The sequence below is a fragment of the Microbispora sp. NPDC046933 genome, from assembly GCF_040644635.1.
Lineage (GTDB): Bacteria > Actinomycetota > Actinomycetes > Streptosporangiales > Streptosporangiaceae > Microbispora.
This window is the reverse complement of the sequence record NZ_JBEYWW010000005.1, coordinates 273,090-296,928: the sequence shown is the minus strand read 5'-3', so window position 1 is coordinate 296,928 and position 23,839 is coordinate 273,090. Positions and strand designations below refer to the sequence as shown.

The following is a 23,839-nucleotide window of genomic DNA, read 5'->3' as shown; positions in this document are numbered from 1 at the left end:
GCGGCTCAGGCGGCGGTGAACACCAGGGACGCGTTGTGGCCACCGAAGCCGAAGGAGTTCACCAGCCCGGCCGTCCACCGCCCCCGGCGCGGCGCTCCGGTGACGACGTCGAGCTTGACCTCCGGGTCGAGGTCGTCCAGGTTGCGGATCGCGGGGATCACCCCGTCGCGCAGGGCGAGGACGGTCGCGATCGCGCCCAGCGACCCGGCCGCCCCGCACAGGTGGCCGGTCATCGACTTGATCGCGGTGACCGCGGGATGCGTCCCGATCGCCTCGGCGATCGACGCGTTCTCGGTCAGGTCGCCCGGCGGGGTCGAGGTGGCGTGGGCGTTCACGTGCCCCACGTCGAGCGCGTCCAGACCGGCGTCGGCCAGGGCGAGCCGCATCGCCCGCGCCTGTCCGGCCGCGTCGGGGGCGGTGATGTGGTGGGCGTCGGAGGTGACGCCGGCGCCGGCGAGGGTGGCGTGCACCCGCGCGCCGCGGGCGGCGGCGAACCCCTCGCGTTCCAGCACCACCAGCGCGGCCCCCTCGCCCAGCACGAAGCCGTCGCGCCCCACGTCGAAGGGCCGCGACGCCTCCCGCGGTGCGTCGTTGCGCGTGGAGACGGCCTTGGCCTGGGCGAACCCGGCCAGGGTCAGCGGATGCACGCACGCCTCCGACCCTCCGGCGACGACCACGTCGGCGCGCCCGAGCCTGATGAGGTCCAGCCCCATCGCGATCGCCTCGGCGCCGGTGGCGCACGCGCTCACCGGCGTGTGGGCGCCGCCCAGCGCGCCCAGCTCGATGCTGACCACCGCCGCCGGCCCGTTGGGCATCAGCATGGGCACCGTGTAGGGCGAGACCCTGCGCGGCCCGGACCTTTCGAGGATCTCGTTCTGGCTGAGCGTCGTCAGGACGCCGCCGACGCCCGTGCCGATCACCACGGCGAGGCGCTCGGGCTCGACGCCGGGCGCCCCCGCGTCCGCCCACGCCTCCCGCGCGGCGACCACTGCCGCCTGCTGGCAGCGGTCGAGCCGCCGTGCCGCCACCCGGCCCAGCACCGCGGCGGGGTCCACCGGCAGTCTGCCGGCGATCCGTACGGGCAGGCGCTCGGCCCAGTCCTCCTCGATCAGGCGGATGCCGGACCGTCCTTCGAGCAGGCCCGCCCAGGTGGTGGCCACGTCTCCGCCCAGCGGAGTGGTGGCGCCCAACCCGGTGACCGACACATGCGCCCTGATCCCGTCTCCCATCGACGCCCCCTTCGTTCCGCGATGACCGCACCCGACTCGTCCTGTACGGCGGTGTGCGTATCGCGCCGGCCGATTCCGGTCCTCACGCTGCCAAAGTGCCCCCACCCCGGGCAGGCGTGACGATCAACCAAAAAGTCGCGCAAGATTTGTCGGCGCCGCGCAGCCCCCACCGCTCCTCACCGGTCCGTGTTTGCCTGTCGCAGTGCGGTGTGCGAATCTCGTGTGCGTCTTTCGGAAAGGGCTGATCGTGACGCTCGGAATGGTTCTCGGCGACGCCTCCTCTCGCGCTTCGACGCGGGAGCGGTAACCCTTCCTGCTCGGTCACCCGCGCCTGTGCGGCAGCACGGGCGAGTCCGCCGTGCTCCTCGTCGAAGTGCTCTTCGTGCCCACGCACACGTCGATCACGAGGAGTACGTCGTGTCCACGATCCACTGGACCGAAGCCCGCATCGCCCGATCCGCCCGCTGGCATTCCGAGAGCGCCGCCCCGCCGCCGGGGCGGATCGTCGTCGCGGACGACCGCATGAAGGCCGGCACCGCCTACCGGCTCGCCTGTGAGGGGACGGCGCTGCTGTGGAGAGGCGACTACCACAACGCGCGTCAGCTCCTGCGGGCGATGAGCCGCCGCATCGGCCGGAAACCTCTGCCTTCGGGAGACGACGCCCGTGCGGCCTTCCACCTTCACCGCCGGGCCCGCGGCGAACGCGCCCGCGTCCTGGGCAGCCTGGTCGTGGTGCTGGACGACACCCATGCCCTGGACCTGCGCAGGGCTCCGGACGTACGGCGGGCGTGCGCCGAGGCGTACGGCCCGCCTCACGAGCCGACGGCGGTCTCCCTCACGGAACTGCTGGGCGTGATCGGGGCGCACCAGTGGCGTCTCAAGGGCGTGGAGATACCTGCCCTCGGCGCTCGCGTCCATCCCCACTACGGCGTCTTCTCCCCGGTCAGGGGGGAGTACGTCGACCTGGTCGCCCGGACGCCGCTCGGCCGCGCCCGCCGCACCGCGTTCGACCTCGGCACGGGGACCGGAGTGCTGGCCGCCGTGCTGGCTCACCGGGGGTTCGATCACGTCGTCGCCACCGACGTCAACCCGCGTGCGCTGGTTTGCGCCCGTGACAACGTCCGCCGGCTGGGCCTCGCCGCCCGCGTCGACGTGACCGGTCCCTGTCTCTTCCCGGAGGGGCGCGCGGATCTCGTCGTCTGCAACCCTCCCTGGATTCCCGCCCGGCCGACCTCGGCCCTGGAACAAGGCGTCTACGATCCGGACAGCGGCATGCTCCACGGCTTCCTGAACGGGCTCGCCGCCCGCCTGCGACCGGGCGGCGAAGGCTGGCTCATCCTGTCGGACCTGGCCGAGCACCTCGGGCTCAGGCCACGCGGCCATCTGCCGGCCCTGGTCGAGGCGGCCGGCCTGCGCGTGGTGGACAAGATCGACACCAGGCCGCGGCGCCCACGGGCGACGGACGGCGCCGATCTCCTCCACGCGGCCCGAGCCGCGGAGATCACCTCACTGTGGCGTCTGGCCGGCACGTGACGCGGGTCGGCGTCGACGCCGAACTCCCGAGATTCATCAAGGCCTTGGCCGACCGGGCCGCGGCAGAGGGCCACGGCAGGGGGCCACGGCGGCGACGGCTACGCGGCGATGGCCGAGCGGTTCCGCGAACCCTCGAACGTTCGGCCATGACCGGCGGGCAGGTCGTGGCGCTGGAGCCATCCTCCGCGGTCAGGGCCCGGCGGGCGAGACGAAGCCCGACTCGTAGGCGGCGACCACCGCCTGCGTGCGGTCGCGGGCGCCCAGTTTGGACAGGACGTTCCCCACGTGGGTCTTGACGGTCTCCGCGCCGACGACGAGTTCCGCGGCGATCTCCGCGTTCGACAGGCCGCGCGCCATCAGCCGCAGCACGTCCCCCTCACGCGCGGTCAGCCGGCCGATGCCGGGGACGGCGCGGGCGGCGCCGCGGGCCGCGACCAGCGACCGGATGGCGGCGGGGAACAGCAGCGACTCGCCCGCCGCGACCACCCGGATCGCCTGGACGAGCTCGTCGGCCCTCGCCCGCTTGAGCAGGAACCCGCTCGCGCCGGCCCGCAGCGCCTCGTAGACGTAGTCGTCGTTCTCGAACGTCGTCACCACGAGCACCTTGGGCGAGCCCTCGGCGGCCGCGAGGGCGCGCGTCGCCTGGATGCCGTCGACCGCCGGCATACGTACGTCCATCAGGATGACGTCGGGCCGGAGCGAGCGGGCCAGCGACACCGCCGCCGCGCCGTCGGCCGCCTCGCCCACGACGCTCAGGCCGGGCTCGGACTCGATGATGATCCGCAGGCCGGTGCGGATCAGGTCCTCGTCGTCGGCCAGCAGCACCCCGATGCCCGTGCTCATGCCACCCCCTCGCCTGGCGGCTCGGGGTCGCGTCGTGCCGGAGGCGCGCAGGTCGACACCGCACGAATCGCACAGTGTCCACTGATTCGCTGTCTACTGATTCGCTGTCCACTGATTCGCGCGCTTCGCTCGCTCATGTCCCCGTCCGCCCCTCGCCGGAGTCCCCGTCCGTGCCTTCGCCCGCGCTCTCGGCACGCGTGCCCGGGTGCAGGGCGGCGTCCGCGCCCGGAAGCGGGACGCGGACCTCGACCCGCCATGCCTCGCCGTCGCCTCCCGCCTCCATCCGGCCGCCGAGCAGCGTCACCCGCTCCCGGATGCCGTCGAGCCCGTGCCCGGCCCTGCCCGTCATGCCGCCACCGCCGCCGCGCCGGCGTGGTCCGGTGGGGCCTCGCCGGTGAGTCGCACGGACCTCGTTGCGCACGCACACCTCCAGGACGCGGCCACGCACGCCGGCCGCCACCTCGATCGGGCCCGTGCCGTGCCGGATCGCGTTGGTCAACGCCTCCTGCACGACGCGGTAGGCCTCCCGGGAGATCACGGGAGGCACGGCGGACAGGTCGCCCAGCCGCCGGGTGACCGGCCTGTCCCCAGGGCCGGCGGTGTCGAGCAGTGCGGGAAGGTCGCGGAGGGACGGTTCCGGCGAGGCCCGCCCCGCGCCCTCCCGCAGCACGCCGATGACATGGTCGAGCTCGTCCAGCGCGCTCCGGGCGGAGGTCTCGATCGCCTCCAGCGCGGCCCGGGCGGCGGCGGGATCCCGGTCGAGCACCCGGCCCGCCGCGGCGGCCTGCACGGTCACCACGCTGAGCGCGTGGCCGACCGAGTCGTGCAATTCCCTCGCGAGCCGGTTGCGCACCGCCAGCCGGTGGGCCGCCTGCCGGGCCAGGGCGAGCCGGTCGGCCGCGGACGGCCCGAGGAACGCGGGGGCCAGGCGGGCGAGCAGCGCCCCGGCGCCGATCGCGAGGAAGAGCAGGCAGACGAGCACGGCCAGCCCGGCCGGCGGACCCCACGCCGTCGCCCAGCCGCCGCGGAGCCCGCGGTCCACCAGCCCCAGATGGTCACCGGACAGCGGGAGGAGCGCCAGCCAGACCGCGAACGGCACCATGGCCAGGGTCACCCCGCTCGCCACGCCGCCGATGGCCAGATGCAGGGTGAACCACGCCGCGGTCCGGCGCCGTTCGGACCATGTCCGCCGTACGGACGACGGCGGGGTCTCGACCGCCGCGCCCAGCAACGTGCGGGCGGCGGCGACCTCGAAGGCCCGGACCGGCAGGAACAGTCCCGACACGGCCACCACCGGGAGCACTCCGATGAAGATCAACGGCTGCACCGACAGCAGCGGATCGCCGACGTCCGGCGTCGGACGCCACAGCGCCGTCGCGACCTCTCCGGCCATCATGTAGGGCATGAGCAGCGCCCCGCCGATGATCAGGCAGGCCCACCTGCGGTAGGTGACCCTGTCGAGCAGCGGGGCGAGGACGCGGTTCACGTTCCGATGCTCCCGCATTCCCGGCGACCGCCGTGCCGTTCGGTCACGGCCTGTGGACGAGCACCCGCCACCCGTGCGCGGGCACGAGAGCGGGATCCGCGTCCGGGCCGTTCATCCAGGAGTCTCCCGGGCCGCCGTCCGCGACGGTCAGCCGGGAGACGTCCAGGGGGAAGCGGTAGTCGTCGTCGCCGATGTTGAGCAGCGTGACCACTTCTCCCTTCGGCCCCTCGCTGCGCAGCGCGAGGGCCCTGTTGGCGACGTGCTCGGCCTTCGTACGGGCCCGGACCAGCCAGGGGTGCCGGCGGCGCAGCCCGATCAGCCGCTGGTGGAGCCGGTAGACGGGCATGCCGTGCGGCGCCAGGTCGCCCGGGCCGTCAGGGAAGGCGGGCCGGATCGCGTCGTCGCCCCCGGCGCGTTCCTCCTTGACCCCGAGGAAGGCCTGCTCGTCTCCGTAGTAGACGCTCGGCACCCCGCCCACGGTCATCAGGACGGCCAGCGCGTGCCCCAGATGCCGCGCATCGGCGAGCCTGCTGGCCAGGCGTGTCACGTCGTGGTTGCCGACGAACGTCATCGGCGCGAACACCTCCAGCAGCCGGTCGTGCCGGTCGAGGGCCCAGGCGAGTTCGAAGAAGTTGCCGTCGTTGAGCGAGCTCCAAACGGCCTTCCACAGCTCGTACTGCGTCACCGAGTCGAGCCCACCCTCGGCCACGTACGCCGCGTAGTCGCCGTGGATCACCTCGCCCACGAACCAGGCGTCCGGATGCTCCCGCCGCACCCGGGTGACGGCCTCCCGCCAGAAGGCGCGCGGCACCGCGTACGCCGCGTCGAGCCGCCAGCCGGACGCGCCGCGACCGAGCCAGTGGCTCATCACCCGTACGACGTGGTCGAGGACGGCGGGCTCCGCGTGGTTCAGCGCGACCAGGTGGTCGTGGCCCTCGAACACGGCGAAGCCGCCGGCGCCCTCACCCGGGCGGAACCAGCGGGCGGCGGGGGAGTCCGGCCCTTCCGCGAGCGCCCGGGCGAAGACCGGGAACCCCCTGCCCACGTGGTTGAACACCCCGTCGAGCAGCAGCCGGAGCCCGCGCCGCCGTGCCTGCGCCACCAGGTGGTCGAAGTCGTCGTCGTCCCCGAGCCGGGGATCGACGCGGAAGTGGTCCACCGTGTCGTACCCGTGCGTCTCGGACGCGAAGATCGGGCCGAGCTGGAGACCCGAACAGCCGAGGTTCACGGCGTAGTCGAGCCAGCTCTCCAGACGCCGCAGCCGGTGCCGGACCGGCGCGCCCTCGGGCGGCGCCGTGAGCGGGGCGCCGGTGAAGCCCAGAGGGTACACATGCCACCAGATCGCGTGGTCGCTCCACGACGTCACATTCGCTCCTCACCGCTCGTCCCTCTGGTCACAGTGTCGTCGCCGCCGCCCCCTCCCGTGCCGGCGGCCCCTCCATCCGGGCGTGCCGTACGAAGGCGGGACGCCCCCGGCCGCAGGAGCGGCAGACGCCACGCGTGCGGTGGTGGTAGCCGACGGCCGCCGTCCCCATCGCCAGCCCCCAGGTGAGGAACCAGGGATAGATGACGTCGAACACCCAGGGAGAGACGCCCTCCAGGGACGGCTTCGCGAGGCCGAGGGCGACCGCGACGCGCAGCCCCGTGCCGAGGACTCCGACCGGGACCAGCATCACGCTCCCCACGAAGGCGGCGGTCAGGGGCATCCACCGCGGCATGCGCAGCGGCGGCCGCCAGGTCCGGGCGAAACCGAGCCCGAGCGCCATGCCGATCAGCGCGAGCACCCCGGTGTCGCCCAGCCCCGGCGTCCACAGGTGCACGTCCCCGAACGCCCGGGGATCGGAGAGGCCGAGCGTGCCCCCGAGGCCCCACTGCACCTTCAGCGCGCCGTACCCCGCCGCGAGCACCACGGTCAGGTATCCGGCGCGGACGCTCAGCCTCCGCCACGATCCCCGGGCCTGCCACGTCCCCCGGCCCCCGCCGGCGGGAGAGGTGTGGCCCGCGTCGTCGCGGCCTTCGTCCTGAACATCGCCGGGTCCTTCGGACCGGCCGCAGCGTGCGCAGGCGCCGCGCGCGCGGCGGCGACGCCGTACGGCGGTCACGAGGAGCGCCGTGCCCGCGCCGAGCGCGGCGGCGCGGGCGGCGGCCATCGGCCAGTCGAAGCCCAGGTCGACGACGCCGCTCTCCCCGGTGACCGCCCCGATCGCCGCCATGATCCCGCCTACGATGTCGAAGGCGATCCCGCTCGCCCCGGCGCCGGCCAGCGCGAGACCGGCCACCGCCGCGGCGGCGGTGGCGAGCGTGCCGGTGCGCCTGGGCGGGGACTTCCGGTGAAGGTCTGCCGTTTCCATGGCTCCAGGCTCGCGGTCGCGCCCTCGCCGGGCCTCCCCATCGGGCGGGACCCGCCTCCCCCGCGCGGGGGAAAAGCCCTTGAGCCTCACGTAGCGTGAGCTCCTAGCGTCGTCGGCATGGAGATCATCGTTCACGACACGGCCAGGGAGATGGCCGATCTGCTCGCCGCCCCCCTCGCGGAACGGCCCGCGGCGCTCACCGCCATGCTCCGCCCGATGTGGGACGCCGTGCCCTGGATGCCCGTGGCCGACGTCGTCGGCATGCACCACAAGGGCTCCGGTTTCCGCGTCGACCGGGACGACGAGCGCTACCTGCCCGCGTTGCGGAGGATGCGCGACGCGGGGGTGTGGGAGCAGGTCCGCGAGGCGCTCACCGCGGCGTGGAGGCACCAGCGCGAGGCCGTGCCCGGCATCCGGCACCCCGAGACCCTGCAGGTCTACATCGTCCTCGGCGACCCGGACGCGGAGCACCTGGTGCGGCGCAACCACGGCTACCTCGGCATGAGCGGGAAGGGCCTGGTCTACCTCCTCGTCTGGCCGACGGAGGAGAACCTCGGCCGTCTCGGGCACTGCGCCGTCCACGAGCTCAACCACAACATCCGATACTCGAACGTCGTCTGGGACCCCGCGACCGTCACCCTCGGCGAGCAGGTCGTCTCCGAAGGGCTCGCCGAGGCGTTCGTACGCGAACTGCACGGGCCGGAGGGACTCGGGCCGTGGAGCACCTCACTGGGCGGGCCCGTACTCGACGCGGCGTACGCCACGATCGCCGGGGCCCTGGACCTGACCGGCATGCACAACTTCGCGGCGTACGTGCACGGGGACGCCACGGCGGAGCTCATGGGGCAGCCGCCCGTCGGCCTGCCCGACCACGCGGGCTACCCGGTCGGGCTGCGGATCGTCGACGCCCACCTCGCCGCCTCGGGCCTGACCGCCGCCGAGAGCACGACGTTGCCCCGGGAGGAGATCCTGGCCAACGCCGGGCTGCCCGCCGCCCGCTAGGCTCGCTCGTCGAGCCGTGGTCAAACGGGCGCAAAGGGGGAACCGAGCCACATGGGTGCCGGACAGGTCGTGCTCCTGCTCCTCGCCGCCGTGGCCGCCGGGTGGGTGGACGCCGTCGTCGGAGGGGGAGGGCTGCTGCAGCTTCCGGTGCTGCTCCTGGCCGGTCTCACGCCGGTTCAGGCGCTGGCGACGAACAAGTCCGCCGCGATCTTCGGGACGGGGTCGGCCGCCGTCACCTACGCGAGGAAGACCAAGCTCGACCGGGCGGTGGCCGTACCGGCCGCGGCGCTGGCGGTCGCCTTCGCCGGCCTGGGCGCCGCCTCGGCGGCCCTGCTCGACGCGGGCGTGCTGAAGCCGCTGGTGATGGTCGTGCTGCTGGGCGTGGGAGCGTTCGTGACCCTGCGGCCGGGGTTCGGCCGCCTGCCCCACCCGCACCTGCGTACGCCTGTGCGGGTGGTGACGGGAGTCGCGGTGGCGGGTGTCGGTATCGCCTACTACGACGGCATCGTGGGGCCGGGCACCGGCACGTTCCTGCTCATCGCGTTCACCTCGATCCTCGGGATGGACTTCGTCCACGCCTCGGCCACGGCGAAGGTCGTCAACACCGGCACCAACCTCGGGGCGCTCGTCGTCTTCGCCGCGCAGGGCCATGTGGTGTGGGCGCTCGGCCTGGCCATGGCCGCCTGCAACATCGCCGGAGCGCAGATCGGCGCGCGGATGGCGCTCAACCGGGGCGCGGGGTTCGTCCGCGTCGTCCTGCTGTGCGTGGTGGCCGCCCTGGTCGCCAAGCTCGGATACGACGAGTTCCTCAGTCGATGAGATCGCACAGGCCGGGCCCGAGGTCGTCGTCCACCATGCGCAGCGCGGTCTCCGCCCTCGACGCGAGCGCGAGCGGAGGGACCTCGGCCACCAGATGGGAGTGCGCGATCCGGTCGAGGGCGGCGCCGACCAGCGGCGCCGTGACCCGCAGGGTGGCGGGAAGGGCGACGCCCCCGGTGGAACCGCCGTGGAGCACGATGTTGCGGCACCGATACAGCCGCCGCAGCGACACCTCCAGGTAACCGCGCACCCGCTCCAGCACGCGCCGGCGGTCGGCGAGCAGCGCCTTCATCCGGAACACCGACGCCACGTCACTGCCGGTCCGCCAGGACCGGACGAGCGGAAGCCCGTCCCGGCACTCCAGTTCCGCGGCGATCAGTGTGGAACGTTCCCGGTTGGACGCGCAGGCCGACAACTTGTCCGGGAGGGCGTCGCCGGGCACCTCGCGTACCCGATAGGAGAGCGCGGTCAGCTCGGCACGCGGCCAGGAACAGGCGACGAGCGCGGCGGCGCGGGAGGCGGCCACGACCTTCTCCCGCTCGTCGGGATCCCTGGCCTCGGTCAGCAGGGACTCGAGAGCCGCCCAGCCTCCCGCGATGGCGGGCGCCAGCGGTCCCTGGTTGAGCGCGGAGGCGATCTCCAGGGCCTCGTCCACCGTGCTCCTGGCCTGCTCGCCGAACCGCTGCACGTCCTGGCCGACCACGTACAGCTGCCGCTCGGCGGCCAGCGAGAGCACCTGCGCGCCGCGCGGAGGCAGCAGGAGGGGAAACGAGCGGTCCTCGCCTCCGATGTACGCCTCGCCCAGCGGGACGACCGCCCCCGCGGCCGTGAAGCGCGCCCGCGCCTGGAGCCGCTCGACCAGGTCGGAGACGATCTCCACGGCGCGCTCGGCGTCCCTGGCCTCGACCGAGTAACTCAGTCCGCCGACCACCTCCCGGTGCCGCTCCGCGCTCGCGCCCGCCATCAGGGGCCGCGTCTGCTCGGCCGTCAGCCAGTTGGGCAGCCAACCGGCCAGTTCCTCGTGACGGCTGAGCGAGCGAAAGGGGACGACGACCCGCCACTGGCGCGGCGGCCGGGCCAGCAGGGCGGACGCCTCGGCGATCAGGTCCGTCGCCGACAGATTCAGGTGGCCGCTGCGCAGCCACCGCTGCACACCGGCCAGGCTGTGCCCGCTGTCGAGTAGGTGGGCGGCGACGGCCCGGGCCACGCGTTCGGCCCGGGGTGGCTCCTGCGCGGCCGCACAGGACGACCAGCGGTCGAGGTAGCCGGGCCGTCCGATGTCGATGAGATGGCGCAGCTTGCGGCGGCCGTCGCTGGCCAGGGTGAGGGTCGTCTGCAGAACCTCGCGCAGCTCGCGGCGGTAGGCCGAGGTGCCCAGGGCGGGATCGTCACCGAGCAGGCGTTCCAGTGCATGGCGCTGCCAGTCCACCGCCGGCTGCGACAGCACCCGCCGATCGACCCAGACCCCGGCCTCGTACAACTCCTCGAGCGCCAGGAACGAGCCGACATCCCACAAGCGAATCGGCCAGGGGGCTCCCTGCCGGGTGAAATCGAGCAGCCGGGTGGTGACATGCCGGGAGTAGGAGGACCGGGGGTCACGACCGGCGGGAATCGCATGCATGCTGACGCAACCTCGGGGGGTGTGCAGGACATCGGGGAAATAAAGAGGGCGCGGCCCATAAAGACCGCGCCCTCGGGGGCGAGTGCCCCGGTGAAGCCTGTGTTCGCTTGCGCGATGCTCAGAACATACCCGGTCTCGCGCCGGCCGCACCGGTATTTCGCGAGAATCTTGACGAGTGTCGTCGCGCCCATATTGGTATGACTGTCAATTCGACCGGGTGTGGCGCCGCGAGCACCGTCGGGCGACACTCCTGCCGATCTGTGGCCCATGCCACATGCGGTTCCTGTCGAGTGTACGCGCTCGGCAGCCACGGCGCCGGCCGCGCCGTCCCCGGCGCGGCCGAGCACGCCTTCGACATCGCCGCCAGGCCCTCGGCGCTGCGCCTGCGCGAGCGCCTGGACAGCCTGGACGGGCGGGGCGAAGGCGGGCGTGTGGTGGTCGTCGGCGACGGGTTGACCGGAATCGAGACCGCCACCGAGATCGCCGAATCCCGGCCCGGCCTGTCGGTGGCGCTGGTCGCCCGCGGCGAGCTGGGCGCCCGGCTCTCCGCCGGGGCGCGCAGCCACCTGCGCCAGGCCTGCGACCGGCTGGGCATCACTGTCCTGGAGCACACCAGCGTCGAAGCCGTCGAAGCGACGCGGGTGCCGTGCGCCGACGGCACCGCCCTGGCGTCCGGCGCGACCGTGTGGACGGCCGGGTTCGCGGTCACCCCCATCGCCGCCGCCGGCGGGCTGGAGGTCACCGGGACCGGTCAGATCGTCGTCGATCGAACCATGCGGTCGGTCTCGCACCCGAACGTCTACGCCATCGGTGACAGCGCCTACGCCATCGGCGACAGCGGCCGGCCGCTGCCGATGTCCTGCGCTTCGGCCGGCTACACCGGCCGGCAGGCTGTCGAGGCGATCGTGGGACGCCTGACCGGCCGGAAGATCGCGAACACCAGGCTCGTCTACACGTACAACCACATCAGTCTCGGGCGGCAGGACGGGATCCTGCAGATGGTCGACGACGAAGGGCATGCGAAGCCCAAGTATGTGGGCGGCAGGAAGGCCGCGCGGGTCCGGCGGGCATCATCAAGATGTCGCTGTGGGCCACCTCGCACCCGACCTTCGGCATGCCCAAGCGCAAGTGCCACCTGGCCGCCGCGCCGGATGCGACCGCCGAGAAGGCCGGTCGTGTCGAGAAGGCCCGCATCAGCGGCATCCACTACGTCGGCGATCCGGAAAAGCCGACGCGCGTCGGGTCCGTAACCCCGCTCAGCCGGCGATGAACTCCCCTCTCTGATCGGGTACGCCGGCCTCGGCGCCGCCACCATGATTGCTCATAGGCAGCGCCCTGTCGGGCACCGCAACGGCACCCGAGATGCTGCCCGGCTGGTCCGGCACCCTCGGCCAACCGCCACGGCCCAAGGCCGGTGGCCGGCTGCTGCGCTCCACCGCCTTCTTCGACAGCCACGGCATCACCCACTCTGCCCCGTCCTGGTGACCTGGCTCACGCTCGGTATGGTGCTGTGCCTAGCCGGCGGCCTGCGCTCCCGCCCTGCTGCCACCGTCGCAGACACGGCCGCACAGCCGGCCACGCACGCGACGGCGAAGTCGACCCGGCATCCGCCCGCAGGGTCGTCGAGGAGTTCCTCGCCGCCGCCTCCTCGCGCCGCACCGAACGGCTGGTGGCGCTGCTCACCGACGACGCGACCGCGATCTCCGACGGCGCAGGCCTGGCCGAGAAGCCGCTGTGGTACGACACTCCGCAACGCATCGCCGCCGTCGTACGGGCCGGCTTCAAACCCACACCCGCGAAGCGGCGGTTCGCCGGCGGCACGCCCGCCATCCACTACGCGCTCGTCAATAACGCCCCCGCCATCCTCTTCGTGATCGGCGACCAGGTCATCGGTGCCGTGACGTTCGACATCACAGGCGGCAAGATCGCAACCGTGCGCGGCATCGCCACCCCGACCCGCCTCGTCCGCGTCGGCGACGCCTGGCGGCAGCACGGGCCGGACACGCCGCTCATCAGCCGGTGGTGACCGGACGCCGGCCGCAACCGGGCGCAGCGCCCTTCAGCCGTGCGGTTCCACCACGACCTTGAGGCCGCGCCGGGATACGGCGGCGGCGAAGGCGTCCGCCGTGGCCGTGAGCGGGAAACGCTCGGTGACCAGCGACGACACGTCCACCGATCCGTTCTCGACGAGGCGGATCGCCCGGGGATAGGTGAGGTTCATCCGCCGGACCAGCGCGAGCGTGAGGCCCTTGCGCCGGGCCAGCGACGCGGGAAACGACGTGCGGTCCTCGTCGGGGATGCCGGCCAGTACGACCCGCCCACCGGGCCGGACCGCGGTCATGGCGAGGCGCACGGCGTCGTCGTCGCCCGCCACCTCGAAGGCCACCCGTACGCCGAGGCCGTCCAGCCCGTCGATCCCGGTCCACGCGGCCGGTCCCGCCTCCTCGGGGGACAGGGCGTGGTCGGCGCCGAGCCGCAGGGCGGCGGCGCGGCGGTGCGGCAGGGGATCGACGGCGACCACTGTGGAGGCGCCCGCGAGCCGGGCGAGCTGGACCACCAGCAGCCCGATCGGCCCGCAGCCGACGACGGCGACGGGCGCCCCGAGCCCCAGATGTCCCAGGTCCACGGTGTGGAGCGCCACACCGAGCGGTTCGAGCATGGCCCCGTCGCTGTCGGAGAGCGCGTCGGGCAGCGGGTGCAGCAGGTCGTCGGGCCAGGCGAGATACTCGCGCAGGCCGCCGTCGAGCGTGCCGTGCCCGGCGAAGCGGACGTCCGGGCACAGGTTGGCGTACCCCGTCGCGCACACCCCGCACCGGCCGCAGGGGATGGCGGGGTCGACCGCCACCCGCGTGCCGTGCCGTGGCCCACCCTCGATCACTCCGGCGATCTCGTGTCCCACGACGAGTGGATCGTCCAGCACCGCGTCGCCGATGCCGCCTTCGGAGTACCAGTGCAGATCGGAGCCGCACAGGCCGACGGCGGTGACGCGCACCAGGCTCTCGCCGGGCCCGGGAACGGGCGGCGGCTCGTCGGACAGTCGGATGTCGCCCACCTTGTGCAGCCGGGCGGCCCTCACGTCCAGATCCCTCGCGCCATCGCCGCTCTCCTCGATCCGTACTCCACCTTGATCGTAACCCGCGCGCGATCGGGGGTTTCGGCGGCCTCGGTCATCGGAACTCCCGCGTTACCGGTGTCCAGCGTGCCGGCGGGGCCGCGCCGGGCGAGCGCAGCGGTGGGAAGCGTCACCTGGGCTGCCGGTCTCCGCGAGGCGAAGCCGGCGGTGGAATCCTTCGACGTGGCGCGGGTCGTCGGGAAACCATTGTTCGGCGATCCCGAACTTCGTGAAAAGCGGTATGGGCCGTTTCTCACGCTGCTTCCGCACCACGGGGGAGGTGATGTTGAAGCAGATCTCGCCGCTGGGAAAACGCTCGACGATCTGGCTGAGGATCCGCCGTACGTCGTGTTCGGGGAGGAAGTTCAGCAGGCCGTCGGCGACCACGATCGCGAGCCTGTCCCGCGGGACGGAATCGAGCCAGCCGGGCTCGGTGACGGATGCGCCGACGGTGGTATGACCGGGACGCGCGGAGTACAGCCGGCTCGGGCGATCTCGATGACGTCCGGGAAGTCCACGTCGTACCAATGGTGGCCGTCTTCCGGGCCGATAGTCGTGGAGCGATGTCATCAGCCGGCGGGTGAGCTGTCGTAGCCGGGGCCGGGCCAGGTGGTGGGCCCATACGGCGAGCATCTGCTCGATGTCGCCCGGCTCCGGCGGCGGCGGAGGCGGCGCGTCCAGGCCCGCGCCGATCGCGGCGACGAGCAGCCGGATCCTGTCAGGGAACCGCCGGTACACCGTCGCCCGGGTCACGCCGGCGCGGCGGGCGCGGTCATCTGCCGTGCCCGGTCGTGCGCCGCCTGCCGGACCTGCCGCGCGGCGCCCTGTTGCCCGGCCTGCTGAGACCGGTTTGCTGATGACCGGCGTCCTGCGGCGGCTCGCTTCGGCCGGGGACGTGCCCGGCGTGCGGTGGGGAAAGGGTGACCTCTCTTCGGTGGAAATGCGGGCAAGCGGATGGGAGAGCGCTTTCCCAGAGCCTGGTCTCCGCTGACCGCCCTGTCAAGAGCGGCTTTCAACGCGACGGAAATCCGCAGTTCATTCAGGGGATACCGGGCCGGGGCGGTCGGCTGCGCCCAGCATGCGGGAGGGCCGCCCCTTGACACTCTCCGCCTTCCGCGACACTCTCCTCCTTGGAGAGCGCTCTCCAAGCCATTGGCGATGAGGAGAGCCCGGCGCTCGCGTGCCGGCGCCCGTCACGTGGGGCGACTCCCGCACCGGCGGGGGCCGTCCGGGCCGCGCTGTCGCAGGACCGCGCTGTCACAGCACCCGTTCACCCCCCAGGCCGCCGCCCTCACGGGTGGGCGGTCGCACCCGCAAGAGTGAGGACAACACCCGTGCGCAGACACAAGCCATATCTCTTCGCCGTCGCCGGAGCCCTCGTGCTCGCCGCGACGGCCTGCGGCGCCGACGACTCGTCGTCCACGGCAGGATCGGCCGGTGGGAGCGCGGCCCAGACGATCACCTACTGGGCGTCCAACCAGGGCACCAGCCTGGAGAACGACAAGGAGGTGCTGGGGCCCGAGCTGGACAGGTTCACCAAGGAGACCGGGATCAAGGTGAACCTCGAGGTCGTCCCCTGGGCCGACCTGCTCAACCGGATCCTCGCCGCGACCACGTCGGGCAAGGGCCCGGACGTCGTCAACATCGGCAACACCTGGTCGGCCTCGCTGCAGGCGACCGGGGCGTTCGTGCCGTGGGACGACGCGCTGCTCAAGACGCTCGGCGGCAAGGAGCGCTTCCTCGGCCCCAGCCTCGCCGCGACCGGCGCCCCCGGCCAGCCGCCCACCGCCGTTCCGATCTACGGCATGACGTACGGCCTCTTCTACAACAAGAAGATGTTCAAGGAGGCCGGCATCGACAAACCGCCGGCCACCTGGGACGAGCTGATCGCCGACGGCAAGAAGCTGACCAAGGACGGCAAGTGGGGGCTCGCCGTGGAGGGCGCCAGCGTCAGCGAGAACGCCCACCACGCCTTCATCTTCGGCCGGCAGCACGGCGCGGACCTGTTCGACGCCTCCGGCAAGCCGCACTTCGACTCCGACCAGGAGGTCGCGGCCATCAAGCAGTACCTCGACCTGATGGCCGCCCACAAGATCGTCAACCCCAGCAACGCAGAGTACGCCAACGGCACCGAGGCGGTGCAGGACTTCGTCTCCGGCAAGGCCGGCATGCTGATGTGGCAGTCGATCGCCACGCAGCTCAAGCAGGCCGGCTGGACCGAGGACGACTACGGCCTGGCCCCGATCCCGCTGCCCGACCCGTCGCAGGGCGGCAAGCAGGTCAACGCCATGGTCGCCGGCATCAACCTCGCCGTGTTCAAGACGGCCGCCAACAAGGACGGGGCGTTGAAGTTCGCCCAGTTCATGACGTCGAAGCAGACCCAGCAGAACCTCAACAAGGCGTACGGCTCGCTGCCGACCGTCACGGACGCCTACGACGACCCGGCGTTCGAGAGCGAGACGATCAAGACGTTCCAGCAGATCCTCTCGACCACGGCCGCGCCGCTGCCGCAGGTGGCGCAGGAGAGCCAGTTCGAGACGCTCGTGGGCAACGCGATGAACCAGCTGTTCGCGGACGTCGCGAGCGGCAAACCGGTCACCGAGGAGGCCGTCAAGGCCAAGCTCACCGAGGCCAACCAGCAGATGGGCGGCTGAGCGGCCCGATGACCCGGCGCCGGGCGGAGGCTCCGCCCGGCGCCCCGACGCAGACCCTCGACATCGAGAGGAAGTCCGTGACTCCACCGTCCCCTGAAGAGGACGGCTTCTCGCTGTCCCCGGCTGAGATGGCCGGGGCAGGCGACGGCCAAGCCCTGACCGCTGCCCCTCCGGCAAGGACGGCATCGGGCAAGCGATCCCCCGGCCGCATGAATCCGGCGGTCCCCGCGCCGGATCCCACGGTCGTGTCCACCACGTCCCGGTCCGGCGCGGGCCGCTCAGACGGCCCTCCGCCTCCCGGCGGCCGGCGGCGCGGGATCACCGACCGCGTCCCCGCGCGGCTGCGCCGCGTCGCCCTGCCGTACCTGCTGATCCTTCCGGCCGTGCTGCTCGAACTGCTCGTCCACCTGGTGCCGATGCTGATCGGCATCGGGATGAGCTTCCTCAAGCTCACCCAGTTCTTCCTGCGCAACTGGTCGGCCGCGCCCTTCGCCGGGCTGGACAACTACGGCGTCGCCGTCGACTTCGACGGCGCGGTCGGCCGCTCGCTGCTGCACTCGTTCCTCGTCACCGTCGCGTTCACCGCGCTCACCGTCGGGCTGTCGTGGCTGCTCGGCATCTGCGGTGCCGTGCTCATGCAGGGCTCGTTCCGGGGCCGGGCCGTGCTGCGCGCGCTGTTCCTCGTGCCGTACGCCCTGCCGGTCTACGCCGGGGTGATCACCTGGAGCTTCCTGCTCCAGCGCGACTCCGGGCTCGTCAACCACGTGCTCGTGGACCAGCTGCACCTGTTCGGCGAACGCCCGTTCTGGCTGATCGGGTCCAACAGCTTCATGTCGATCATCGTGGTCTGCGTGTGGCGGTCGTGGCCGTTCGCCTTCCTGGTGCTGATGGCCGGGCTGCAGAACATCCCCACCGATCTTTACGAGGCGGCGGCGATCGACGGCGCGGGCTGGGGCCGGCGGCTGCGCGCGGTCACGCTGCCCATGCTGCGCCCCATCAACCAGGTGCTCGTCCTGGTGCTGTTCCTGTGGACGTTCAACGACTTCAACACGCCGTACGTGCTGTTCGGCAAGTCGGCCCCGCACGAGGCGGACCTGATCTCGATCCACATCTACCAGAGCTCGTTCGTCACCTGGAACTTCGGCTCGGGCTCGGCCATGTCGGTGCTGCTCCTGCTGTTCCTGCTGCTGGTGACCGCCGCGTATCTGGTGGCGACGTCCCGGAGGAGGAGCGATGCGTGACCCCCGTTGGCTGCCGTGGGCGCGGTGGGCCGGCCTCGGCCTGCTCGGCCTGTTCACCCTGACCCCGCTGTACGTGATGCTGACCTCGGCGATCAAGCCGCTGCGGGACGTGCAGGGGGACTTCCACTGGATTCCCACGACGATCACGCTGCGGCCGTTCGCCGACATGTGGCGGACGGTCCCGCTCGCGCGTTACTTCGCCAACAGCCTGATCGTGGCGTCGGTGGCCGCGCTGGTGTCGGTCGTCATCGCGATCTTCGCGGCGTACGCGATCAGCCGCTTCCGCTTCCCCGGCCGCCGGATCTTCTCGGTCACCGTGCTGTCGACGCAGATGTTCCCCGGCATCCTCTTCCTGCTCCCGCTGTTCATGATCTACGTGAACCTCGGGACCGCGCTCGGGGTCGAGCTGTACGCCAGCCGCACCGGGCTGATCATCACCTATCTGACCTTCTCGTTGCCGTTCTCGATCTGGATGCTGGCCGGGTATTTCGACTCGATCCCCACGGCCCTGGACGAGGCCGCCCAGGTGGACGGCAGCGGCCCGGTCGGGGCCCTGCTGCGGGTCGTCCTGCCCGCGGCCACCCCCGGCATCGTGGCCGTCGCGATCTACGCGTTCATGACCGCGTGGGGAGAGGTGCTGTTCGCCTCGGTCATGACCGACGAGTCGAGCCGCACCCTCGCCGTCGGCCTCCAGGGGTACGCCACCGAGAACGACGTCTACTGGAACCAGATCATGGCGGCCTCCCTGGTCGTCAGCGTCCCTGTGGTGGCCGGGTTCCTGCTGCTGCAGCGCTACCTTGTCCAGGGACTCACCGCGGGCGCCGTGAAGTGACCCCTCACCGGCCCCCTCACCATCCCCCCCACCATCACAATCACCATCGATTCAAGGAGAACCAGCGAATGGAGCCGCAGCGCGGCCACGCCCCGGATGTAACCGCTTTCACCGATTTTGTCTGGGGCGTGGCCACCTCGGCCTACCAGATCGAGGGCGCGGCCCTCGAGGACGGCAGGCTGCCCTCGATCTGGGACACCTTCTGCCGGGTGCCCGGGGCGATCGACGGCGGCGACACCGGGGAGGTGGCCTGCGACCACTACCACCGGTGGCGCGAGGACGTCGGCCTGCTCGAACGCCTCGGCCTGGACGCCTACCGCTTCTCGGTGGCCTGGCCGCGCGTGGTGCCCGACGGCACTGGCCAGGTCAACCAACGCGGGCTGGCCTTCTACGACCGTCTCGTGGACGCCCTGCTCGACGCCGGCATCCGGCCGTTCGTGACCCTCTACCACTGGGACCTGCCACAGGCGCTGCAGGACCGCGGCGGGTGGCCCGAGCGCGACACCGCCCAGCGCTTCGCCGACTACGCCGCCGTCGTGGCCGGACGGCTCGGCGACCGCGTCGCCGACTGGACGACGATCAACGAGCCGCTGTGCTGCTCCTGGCATGGGCACCTGGAGGGCTCGATGGCGCCGGGGGTCAAGGACCTGGAGGCCGCCGTCCGCACGTCCTACCACCTCCACCTCGCCCACGGCCTGGGCGCGCAGGCCGTACGGGCCGCGGCGCGGCTGACGCCGTCGATCGGGATCGTCAACAACCTCAGCCCCTGCGACCCGGCGAGCGACAGCGAGGAGGACCACGCCGCCGCGCGGCGCCTCGACGGGCACGTCAACCGGTGGTGGCTCGACCCGGTCACCGGCCGCGGCTACCCCGAGGACATGGTCGCGGTGTACGGCGTCGACCTGCCGATCAAGCCGGGCGACCTGGAGACGATCGCCGCCCCGCTCGACTACCTGGGCGTCAACTACTACTTCCGGCAGGTGGTGGCGGCCGACCCCGACGGGCCCGTGCCGTACGCGCGGCAGGTCGAGGTGCCGGGGGCGACGACCACGGCCATGGGCTGGGAGGCCGACGCGGCCGGCCTAGAACGTCTGCTGGTGCGCCTCGCCCGGGAGTACGCCGCGCCCCGTCTTTACGTCACCGAGAGCGGGTCGGCCTGGCCCGACACGGTCGGCCCGGACGGCACCGTCGACGACCCGGAGCGCCTGGCCTACCTGGAGGACCACATCGCGGCCTGCGGCCGGGCCATCGAACAGGGGGCACCGGTGGCGGGCTACTTCGCGTGGTCGCTGCTGGACAACTTCGAATGGGCCTACGGGTACGACAAGCGGTTCGGCCTGGTGCACGTCGACTACGACACCCAGGCGCGGACGATCAAGTCGAGCGGTCACCGCTACGCCGAGATCATCAAAGCGAGCAAGCGGCTGCGGGTGGCCTGAGAGAGGCGAACGGGGCGCCGGTGGTCCGTCAGGCCGACTCGCGGACCACCAGCGTCGGCTGCACGATGACCGAGGTGACCTGGAAGTCCGGGTCCGCGACGTGCGCCAGCAGCAGGCGGGCCATCTCGGCGGCCATGTCCTCCATCGGCTGGCGCACGGTCGTCAGCGGCGGGCGGCAGGCGATTGCGGCGCTGTCGTCGAACCCGATGACCGCGACGTCCTCGGGCACGCGGCGCCCGAGGTCGCGCAGCGCGAGCAGCGCGCCCTGCGCCATCAGGTCGTTGGCGACGAAGACGCCGTCGATGTCCGGGTGCTCCTTGATGAGCCGGTGCATGCCGGCCTCTCCGCTCGCCGGCATGAAGTCGCCCTCCACGGCCGGCACGTACGGGTGGCCGTGCCCGGCCATGGCCTCCTGGAATCCCGACAACCGGTCCTGGGCGGCGGGCACGTCGAAGGGGCCGCTGATCGTGGCCACCCGCCGGCAGCCGCGCGCCACCAGGCGGTCGGCCGCCAGCGCCGCGCCGGCCCGGTGGGCGAGGTCGACGTAGCTGATCGGGATCGGCCGGGCGGGCCGCGCCCACAGCACGGCGGGCAGCCCGGCGTCCACCAGCAGCTTCGGCAGCGGGTCCTCGCCGTGCGTCGAGACGACCAGGGCGCCGTCGGCGCTGCCCTGCCGGAGGAAGGACACGACGTCGTCGCGGGTCTGTGCCGAGTCCGCCAGCATCAGCACCGGGTGGATGCCCCGGGGCCGCAGGTAGCCCACCACGCCGGAGGCAACCCGGCCGAAGAAGGGGTCGGCGAAGACCCGGGACTCGAACGGCTCGCCGCCCTCCGCGTCGCCCGCGCCCGACACGACCAGCGCGACCGCTCCCGTGCGGCGGGTGACGAGGGATCGGGCGGCCCGGTTCGGCACGTAGCCGGTCGTCGCGATGGCCCGGTGCACCGCCTCCTGGATCTCCGGCGCGACGTTGCGGATACCGTTGATCACACGCGAGACGGTCGCCCGGGACACTCCCGCCACGCGGGCCACGTCCTCCAGCGTGGGGGCTCCCGACGCCGGCGGGAGATCGCTGCTCATGCAGCCATTTATAGCACGAGGTGGAGAGCGCTCTCCGGCGTCGCGGGCGCGGCTGGACAGCGTGAACCGGCGCCTGCGGCCCCCGCCGAGGTCACTTTCGAGATGGGCTTCGGCGTACTCGCGAAAGGCCGCCACGCGGGGGTCGTCGTCGCCGGCGCGCGTCACGAGCACGACGCGGTCCGGCTCGACGCCGTGCGAATCACTCCGCCGGTCGCACCGAGCAGGCCTGAGCGCGGACGCGGGGACGGGCGGCCGCGCAGCCGGCGATCACCGGCGTGGGGCATGCGATGATCGGCTCCGCGGCCACCGTTCCGAGCGGACAATGTGAACATCTCCCCGGCCCGGCGGGCCGAGGCCGCCCGCACTCGACCGACCGTGAGGAAGAGCGACAGGAATGCCCGATCACCTGGCACTTCGACCCGTCACCGAAGCCGACCTGGACGCCTTCGACTCGGCCTTCCAGAGCGAGAGCGGCGCGACTCCGCACCAGTGGTTCGGATTCACTCCGACCGTCGCGCTACGGGAGGCACTGCGCACCCGCGGGCTCCTGGCCGGAGCCGACAACATGCTCGCCGTCACGGTGAACGGCGAACTCGCGGGACGGGTCGAGTGGCTGGAGCGGCGCTGGGGCCGCCGTGACACGTCGCTGTGCTGGGAGATCGCCGTCGGCCTGCTGCCGGACTGGCGGGGCAGGGGAATCGGGACCCGGGCCCAGCGGGAACTCGTCCGCTATCTGTTCACGCACACGCGGGTGGAACGGATCCAGGCGACCACCGACCCGGAGAACAAGGCCGAGATGCGGTGCCTGGAGAAGATCGGGTTCCAGCTCGAAGGCGTGGTCCGGCGTGCTCAGTGGCGAGGTGGGCGCTGGCACGACCAGCTCCTGTTCTCCATCCTGCGAGACGAGTTCGACCTCGCGTCCGGATGAGCCGGAAAATCCCCTGCCAGGGCGGCGCGGTGAAGGGCAAGATGAGGCATGCCCATCGATGATTTTCCTGGTGCCGTCCGGCTACCCGACGGCACCCCGGTGCGGGGCCGCGGCCTGAGACATCCCACGCCACCGGGCGTCCTGCCCGACCACGGCCTCTATCTGGGCAGCCGGCGGCTCAGGCACAGGCATGACCACGGCCTCACGTGGCCGCACGAGTGGATCGACTGGCCCGACTTCCTCCTGCCCCGCGACCGGGAGCACGCGATCGGCCGCATCCGGGCGCTGCACGCGCACGCGCGCGCTGGCCGCCGGGTCGAGGTCGCCTGTGGTGGGGGAGTCGGGCGCACCGGCACCGTGATCGCGTGCCTGGCCATCCTGTCGGGCCTGCCCGCCGACCGGGCCGTCGCCTGGACCCGCGCCGAATATCACCCACGGGCCGTGGAAACGCCCTGGCAGCGTCGCTGGGTGCTGCGCTTTCCCGCGTCCTGACCGCGCGGTACGTGCGTACGTGCGAGTTCCGTCGGCCGTGAGCGCGCGGCCGGTGTAGCTCTGCGACACACGCTCCACCACGACCGGGACCGCCGCGAACCCGGCCGGCACCGCCACGAGCGCTCGCGCGGAGGGAGGGCGGTAACAGGTGTCCGGACCCGATGTGGTTGGGTGCCCTTGTGCTTGTGGACGTGCTGGGGCTGGCCGGGATCGGCCTGGTCGCCGGAGTGGTCAGCACGGTTGTGAGCCTGGCCTCGATCGTGTCGTACCCCGCGCTGCTGGCCTTCGGCCTGCCGCCGCTGGCCGCGAACGTCACCAACACGGTCGCGCTGCTGTTCACCGGTGTGGGAGCGGCGGCCGGGTCGCGGCCCGAGCTGGCGGGCCAGGGCCGACTCGTCGGCCGTCTCGGATTCGCCGCCGCGCTGGGCGGCGCGACCGGCGCGGGGCTGCTGCTGGTCACACCGTCGCGGACGTTCGAGATGGTCGCCCCGTGGCTGGTCGCAGGCGCCTCGCTGCTGCTGTTGCTGCGCCCGCCACGCCCCGGGCAGGTGAGTCTCGGCGGGGAGGGCGGCCTGGCGCTGCGCGTGGGCGTCTTCTGCGTCGCCGTCTACACGGGCTACTTCGGAGCCGCGGGTGGGATCATCATGTTCGCCGTGCTCGCGGCGGCGCTCGACCGGCCGGCGGTGGGCGTCAACGCGGTCAAGAACATCGTTTCGGCGCTGGCCAACGCCGTCGCAGCCGTCGGGTTCGCCGTCTTCGGCCCGGTCGACTGGGCGGCGGTGGGCCCGCTGGCCGTGGGGTTCCTCGTGGGCGGCTGGCTCGGCCCGGCGGTCGCGCGCCGCCTGCCCGGCCAGACGCTGCGCCTCGCCGCGGCCATCTGCGGTCTCGCGGTCGCGGTCAAGCTCGGCGTCGACGCCTACCGCGGCGGCTGAGCAGCGATCCCCGGCGGTTCTCGCCGCGCGGGGCTGCCGCGTGGGCGGCGGCGAGCTTATCGGGCGGCGGTGCCGCGGGGCGCCTCCGCCGAGGCGACGGCCTCGGCGTGCCGGGCCCGCAGGCGCTCCCGGATCTCCTCGGGCGTGTACGCGCGCCGCCGGCGCTCGGCCCGGGCGATCACCACACCGGTCGCCGCGACACCCGCGAAGGCCGCCAGACCGAGTATCTTCCACCAGCGCATGTGCC

At 72.7% G+C, this 23,839-nt stretch carries 23 protein-coding genes; 13 read left to right on the top strand and 10 right to left on the bottom strand.

Annotated elements, in window-relative coordinates:
* Positions 1-5: 5 nt before the first annotated feature.
* Positions 6-1,229, bottom strand: coding sequence for a beta-ketoacyl-[acyl-carrier-protein] synthase family protein (locus ABZ857_RS09290; protein ID WP_357040075.1), 1,224 nt, complete (start codon positions 1,227-1,229; stop codon positions 6-8).
* Between the two features lie 417 nt (positions 1,230-1,646).
* Between ABZ857_RS09290 and ABZ857_RS09285 the strand changes: the two genes are divergently transcribed.
* Entirely contained in the window at positions 1,647-2,762 is a 1,116-nt protein-coding gene (locus ABZ857_RS09285; protein WP_357040072.1) for a class I SAM-dependent methyltransferase, read from the top strand.
* Positions 2,763-2,951: 189 nt separating this feature from the next.
* On the opposite strand, the gene ABZ857_RS09280 is transcribed toward ABZ857_RS09285, so the two are convergent.
* From ABZ857_RS09280 to ABZ857_RS09265, 4 genes are all read right to left on the bottom strand, one after another.
* Positions 2,952-3,605, bottom strand: a complete 654-nt coding sequence (locus ABZ857_RS09280) for a response regulator transcription factor (protein WP_357040069.1) — start codon at positions 3,603-3,605, stop codon at positions 2,952-2,954.
* A 133-nt stretch (positions 3,606-3,738) separates the two neighbouring features.
* Positions 3,739-5,091: a histidine kinase gene (locus tag ABZ857_RS09275; RefSeq protein ID WP_357040066.1), complete on the bottom strand. Its 1,353-nt coding sequence runs from the start codon at positions 5,089-5,091 to the stop codon at positions 3,739-3,741.
* 43 nt (positions 5,092-5,134) lie between these two features.
* Positions 5,135-6,457, bottom strand: coding sequence for an alpha-amylase family protein (locus tag ABZ857_RS09270; protein WP_357040063.1), 1,323 nt, complete (start codon positions 6,455-6,457; stop codon positions 5,135-5,137).
* A 28-nt stretch (positions 6,458-6,485) separates the two neighbouring features.
* Positions 6,486-7,442: a hypothetical protein gene (locus ABZ857_RS09265; protein ID WP_357040060.1), complete on the bottom strand. Its 957-nt coding sequence runs from the start codon at positions 7,440-7,442 to the stop codon at positions 6,486-6,488.
* A 117-nt stretch (positions 7,443-7,559) separates the two neighbouring features.
* On the opposite strand from ABZ857_RS09265, the gene ABZ857_RS09260 reads away from it, so the two are divergent.
* Positions 7,560-8,444 (top strand): DUF2268 domain-containing putative Zn-dependent protease, encoded by an 885-nt coding sequence (locus tag ABZ857_RS09260; RefSeq protein ID WP_357040057.1) that lies wholly within the window; start codon positions 7,560-7,562, stop codon positions 8,442-8,444.
* 51 nt (positions 8,445-8,495) lie between these two features.
* The gene (locus tag ABZ857_RS09255; protein WP_357040054.1) at positions 8,496-9,263 is read left to right on the top strand and encodes a TSUP family transporter; all 768 of its coding nucleotides are present in this window, start codon (positions 8,496-8,498) and stop codon (positions 9,261-9,263) included.
* On the opposite strand, the gene ABZ857_RS09250 is transcribed toward ABZ857_RS09255, so the two are convergent.
* Complete coding sequence (locus ABZ857_RS09250) at positions 9,253-10,884, bottom strand: integrase (RefSeq protein ID WP_357040051.1); 1,632 nt, start codon at positions 10,882-10,884, stop codon at positions 9,253-9,255. The two genes, ABZ857_RS09255 and ABZ857_RS09250, sit on opposite strands and share 11 nt — an antisense overlap.
* A gap of 107 nt (positions 10,885-10,991) precedes the next feature.
* Here ABZ857_RS09250 and ABZ857_RS09245 point away from each other — a divergent pair, with 107 nt between their 5' ends.
* The 3 genes from ABZ857_RS09245 to ABZ857_RS09235 all read left to right on the top strand — a co-directional run bounded on the left by ABZ857_RS09245 (position 10,992) and on the right by ABZ857_RS09235 (position 12,910).
* Positions 10,992-12,134 (top strand): FAD-dependent oxidoreductase, encoded by a 1,143-nt coding sequence (locus tag ABZ857_RS09245; RefSeq protein WP_357040049.1) that lies wholly within the window; start codon positions 10,992-10,994, stop codon positions 12,132-12,134.
* 67 nt (positions 12,135-12,201) lie between these two features.
* The gene (locus tag ABZ857_RS09240) at positions 12,202-12,369 is read left to right on the top strand and encodes a hypothetical protein (protein ID WP_357040046.1); all 168 of its coding nucleotides are present in this window, start codon (positions 12,202-12,204) and stop codon (positions 12,367-12,369) included.
* A gap of 25 nt (positions 12,370-12,394) precedes the next feature.
* Positions 12,395-12,910, top strand: coding sequence for a hypothetical protein (locus tag ABZ857_RS09235; protein WP_357040043.1), 516 nt, complete (start codon positions 12,395-12,397; stop codon positions 12,908-12,910).
* A gap of 33 nt (positions 12,911-12,943) precedes the next feature.
* Here the strand turns inward: ABZ857_RS09235 and ABZ857_RS09230 are convergent, their stop codons facing one another.
* Both ABZ857_RS09230 and ABZ857_RS09225 read right to left on the bottom strand, forming a co-directional pair.
* Positions 12,944-13,960, bottom strand: a complete 1,017-nt coding sequence (locus ABZ857_RS09230) for an alcohol dehydrogenase catalytic domain-containing protein (protein ID WP_357040040.1) — start codon at positions 13,958-13,960, stop codon at positions 12,944-12,946.
* A gap of 108 nt (positions 13,961-14,068) precedes the next feature.
* Entirely contained in the window at positions 14,069-14,749 is a 681-nt protein-coding gene (locus tag ABZ857_RS09225) for a hypothetical protein (protein ID WP_357040037.1), read from the bottom strand.
* A 581-nt stretch (positions 14,750-15,330) separates the two neighbouring features.
* Here ABZ857_RS09225 and ABZ857_RS09220 point away from each other — a divergent pair.
* The 4 genes from ABZ857_RS09220 to ABZ857_RS09205 all read left to right on the top strand — a co-directional run bounded on the left by ABZ857_RS09220 (position 15,331) and on the right by ABZ857_RS09205 (position 20,162).
* On the top strand, positions 15,331-16,650 hold the full coding sequence (locus ABZ857_RS09220; RefSeq protein ID WP_357040034.1) for an extracellular solute-binding protein: 1,320 nt from the start codon (positions 15,331-15,333) through the stop codon (positions 16,648-16,650).
* Positions 16,651-16,859: 209 nt separating this feature from the next.
* On the top strand, positions 16,860-17,891 hold the full coding sequence (locus ABZ857_RS09215; RefSeq protein WP_357040031.1) for a sugar ABC transporter permease: 1,032 nt from the start codon (positions 16,860-16,862) through the stop codon (positions 17,889-17,891).
* Positions 17,884-18,723 carry a carbohydrate ABC transporter permease gene (locus ABZ857_RS09210; protein WP_357040028.1) on the top strand — a complete coding sequence of 280 codons (840 nt, stop codon included), beginning with the start codon at positions 17,884-17,886 and terminating at the stop codon, positions 18,721-18,723. The genes ABZ857_RS09215 and ABZ857_RS09210 overlap by 8 nt, the downstream gene beginning before the upstream one ends.
* Positions 18,724-18,791: 68 nt before the next feature.
* Complete coding sequence (locus tag ABZ857_RS09205; protein ID WP_357040025.1) at positions 18,792-20,162, top strand: GH1 family beta-glucosidase; 1,371 nt, start codon at positions 18,792-18,794, stop codon at positions 20,160-20,162.
* A 28-nt stretch (positions 20,163-20,190) separates the two neighbouring features.
* On the opposite strand, the gene ABZ857_RS09200 is transcribed toward ABZ857_RS09205, so the two are convergent.
* Positions 20,191-21,240 carry a LacI family DNA-binding transcriptional regulator gene (locus ABZ857_RS09200; RefSeq protein ID WP_357040022.1) on the bottom strand — a complete coding sequence of 350 codons (1,050 nt, stop codon included), beginning with the start codon at positions 21,238-21,240 and terminating at the stop codon, positions 20,191-20,193.
* 394 nt (positions 21,241-21,634) lie between these two features.
* Between ABZ857_RS09200 and ABZ857_RS09195 the strand changes: the two genes are divergently transcribed.
* From ABZ857_RS09195 to ABZ857_RS09185, 3 genes are all read left to right on the top strand, one after another.
* Positions 21,635-22,168: a GNAT family protein gene (locus ABZ857_RS09195; RefSeq protein ID WP_357040019.1), complete on the top strand. Its 534-nt coding sequence runs from the start codon at positions 21,635-21,637 to the stop codon at positions 22,166-22,168.
* A 48-nt stretch (positions 22,169-22,216) separates the two neighbouring features.
* A complete protein-coding gene (locus tag ABZ857_RS09190; protein ID WP_357040017.1) occupies positions 22,217-22,660 on the top strand; it encodes a protein-tyrosine phosphatase family protein in 444 nt (147 codons plus the stop codon).
* Positions 22,661-22,839: 179 nt separating this feature from the next.
* The gene (locus ABZ857_RS09185) at positions 22,840-23,592 is read left to right on the top strand and encodes a sulfite exporter TauE/SafE family protein (RefSeq protein ID WP_357040015.1); all 753 of its coding nucleotides are present in this window, start codon (positions 22,840-22,842) and stop codon (positions 23,590-23,592) included.
* Positions 23,593-23,648: 56 nt separating this feature from the next.
* Here the strand turns inward: ABZ857_RS09185 and ABZ857_RS09180 are convergent, their stop codons facing one another.
* Positions 23,649-23,834, bottom strand: a complete 186-nt coding sequence (locus tag ABZ857_RS09180) for a hypothetical protein (RefSeq protein ID WP_357040012.1) — start codon at positions 23,832-23,834, stop codon at positions 23,649-23,651.
* Between the last annotated feature and the right edge of the window lie 5 nt (positions 23,835-23,839).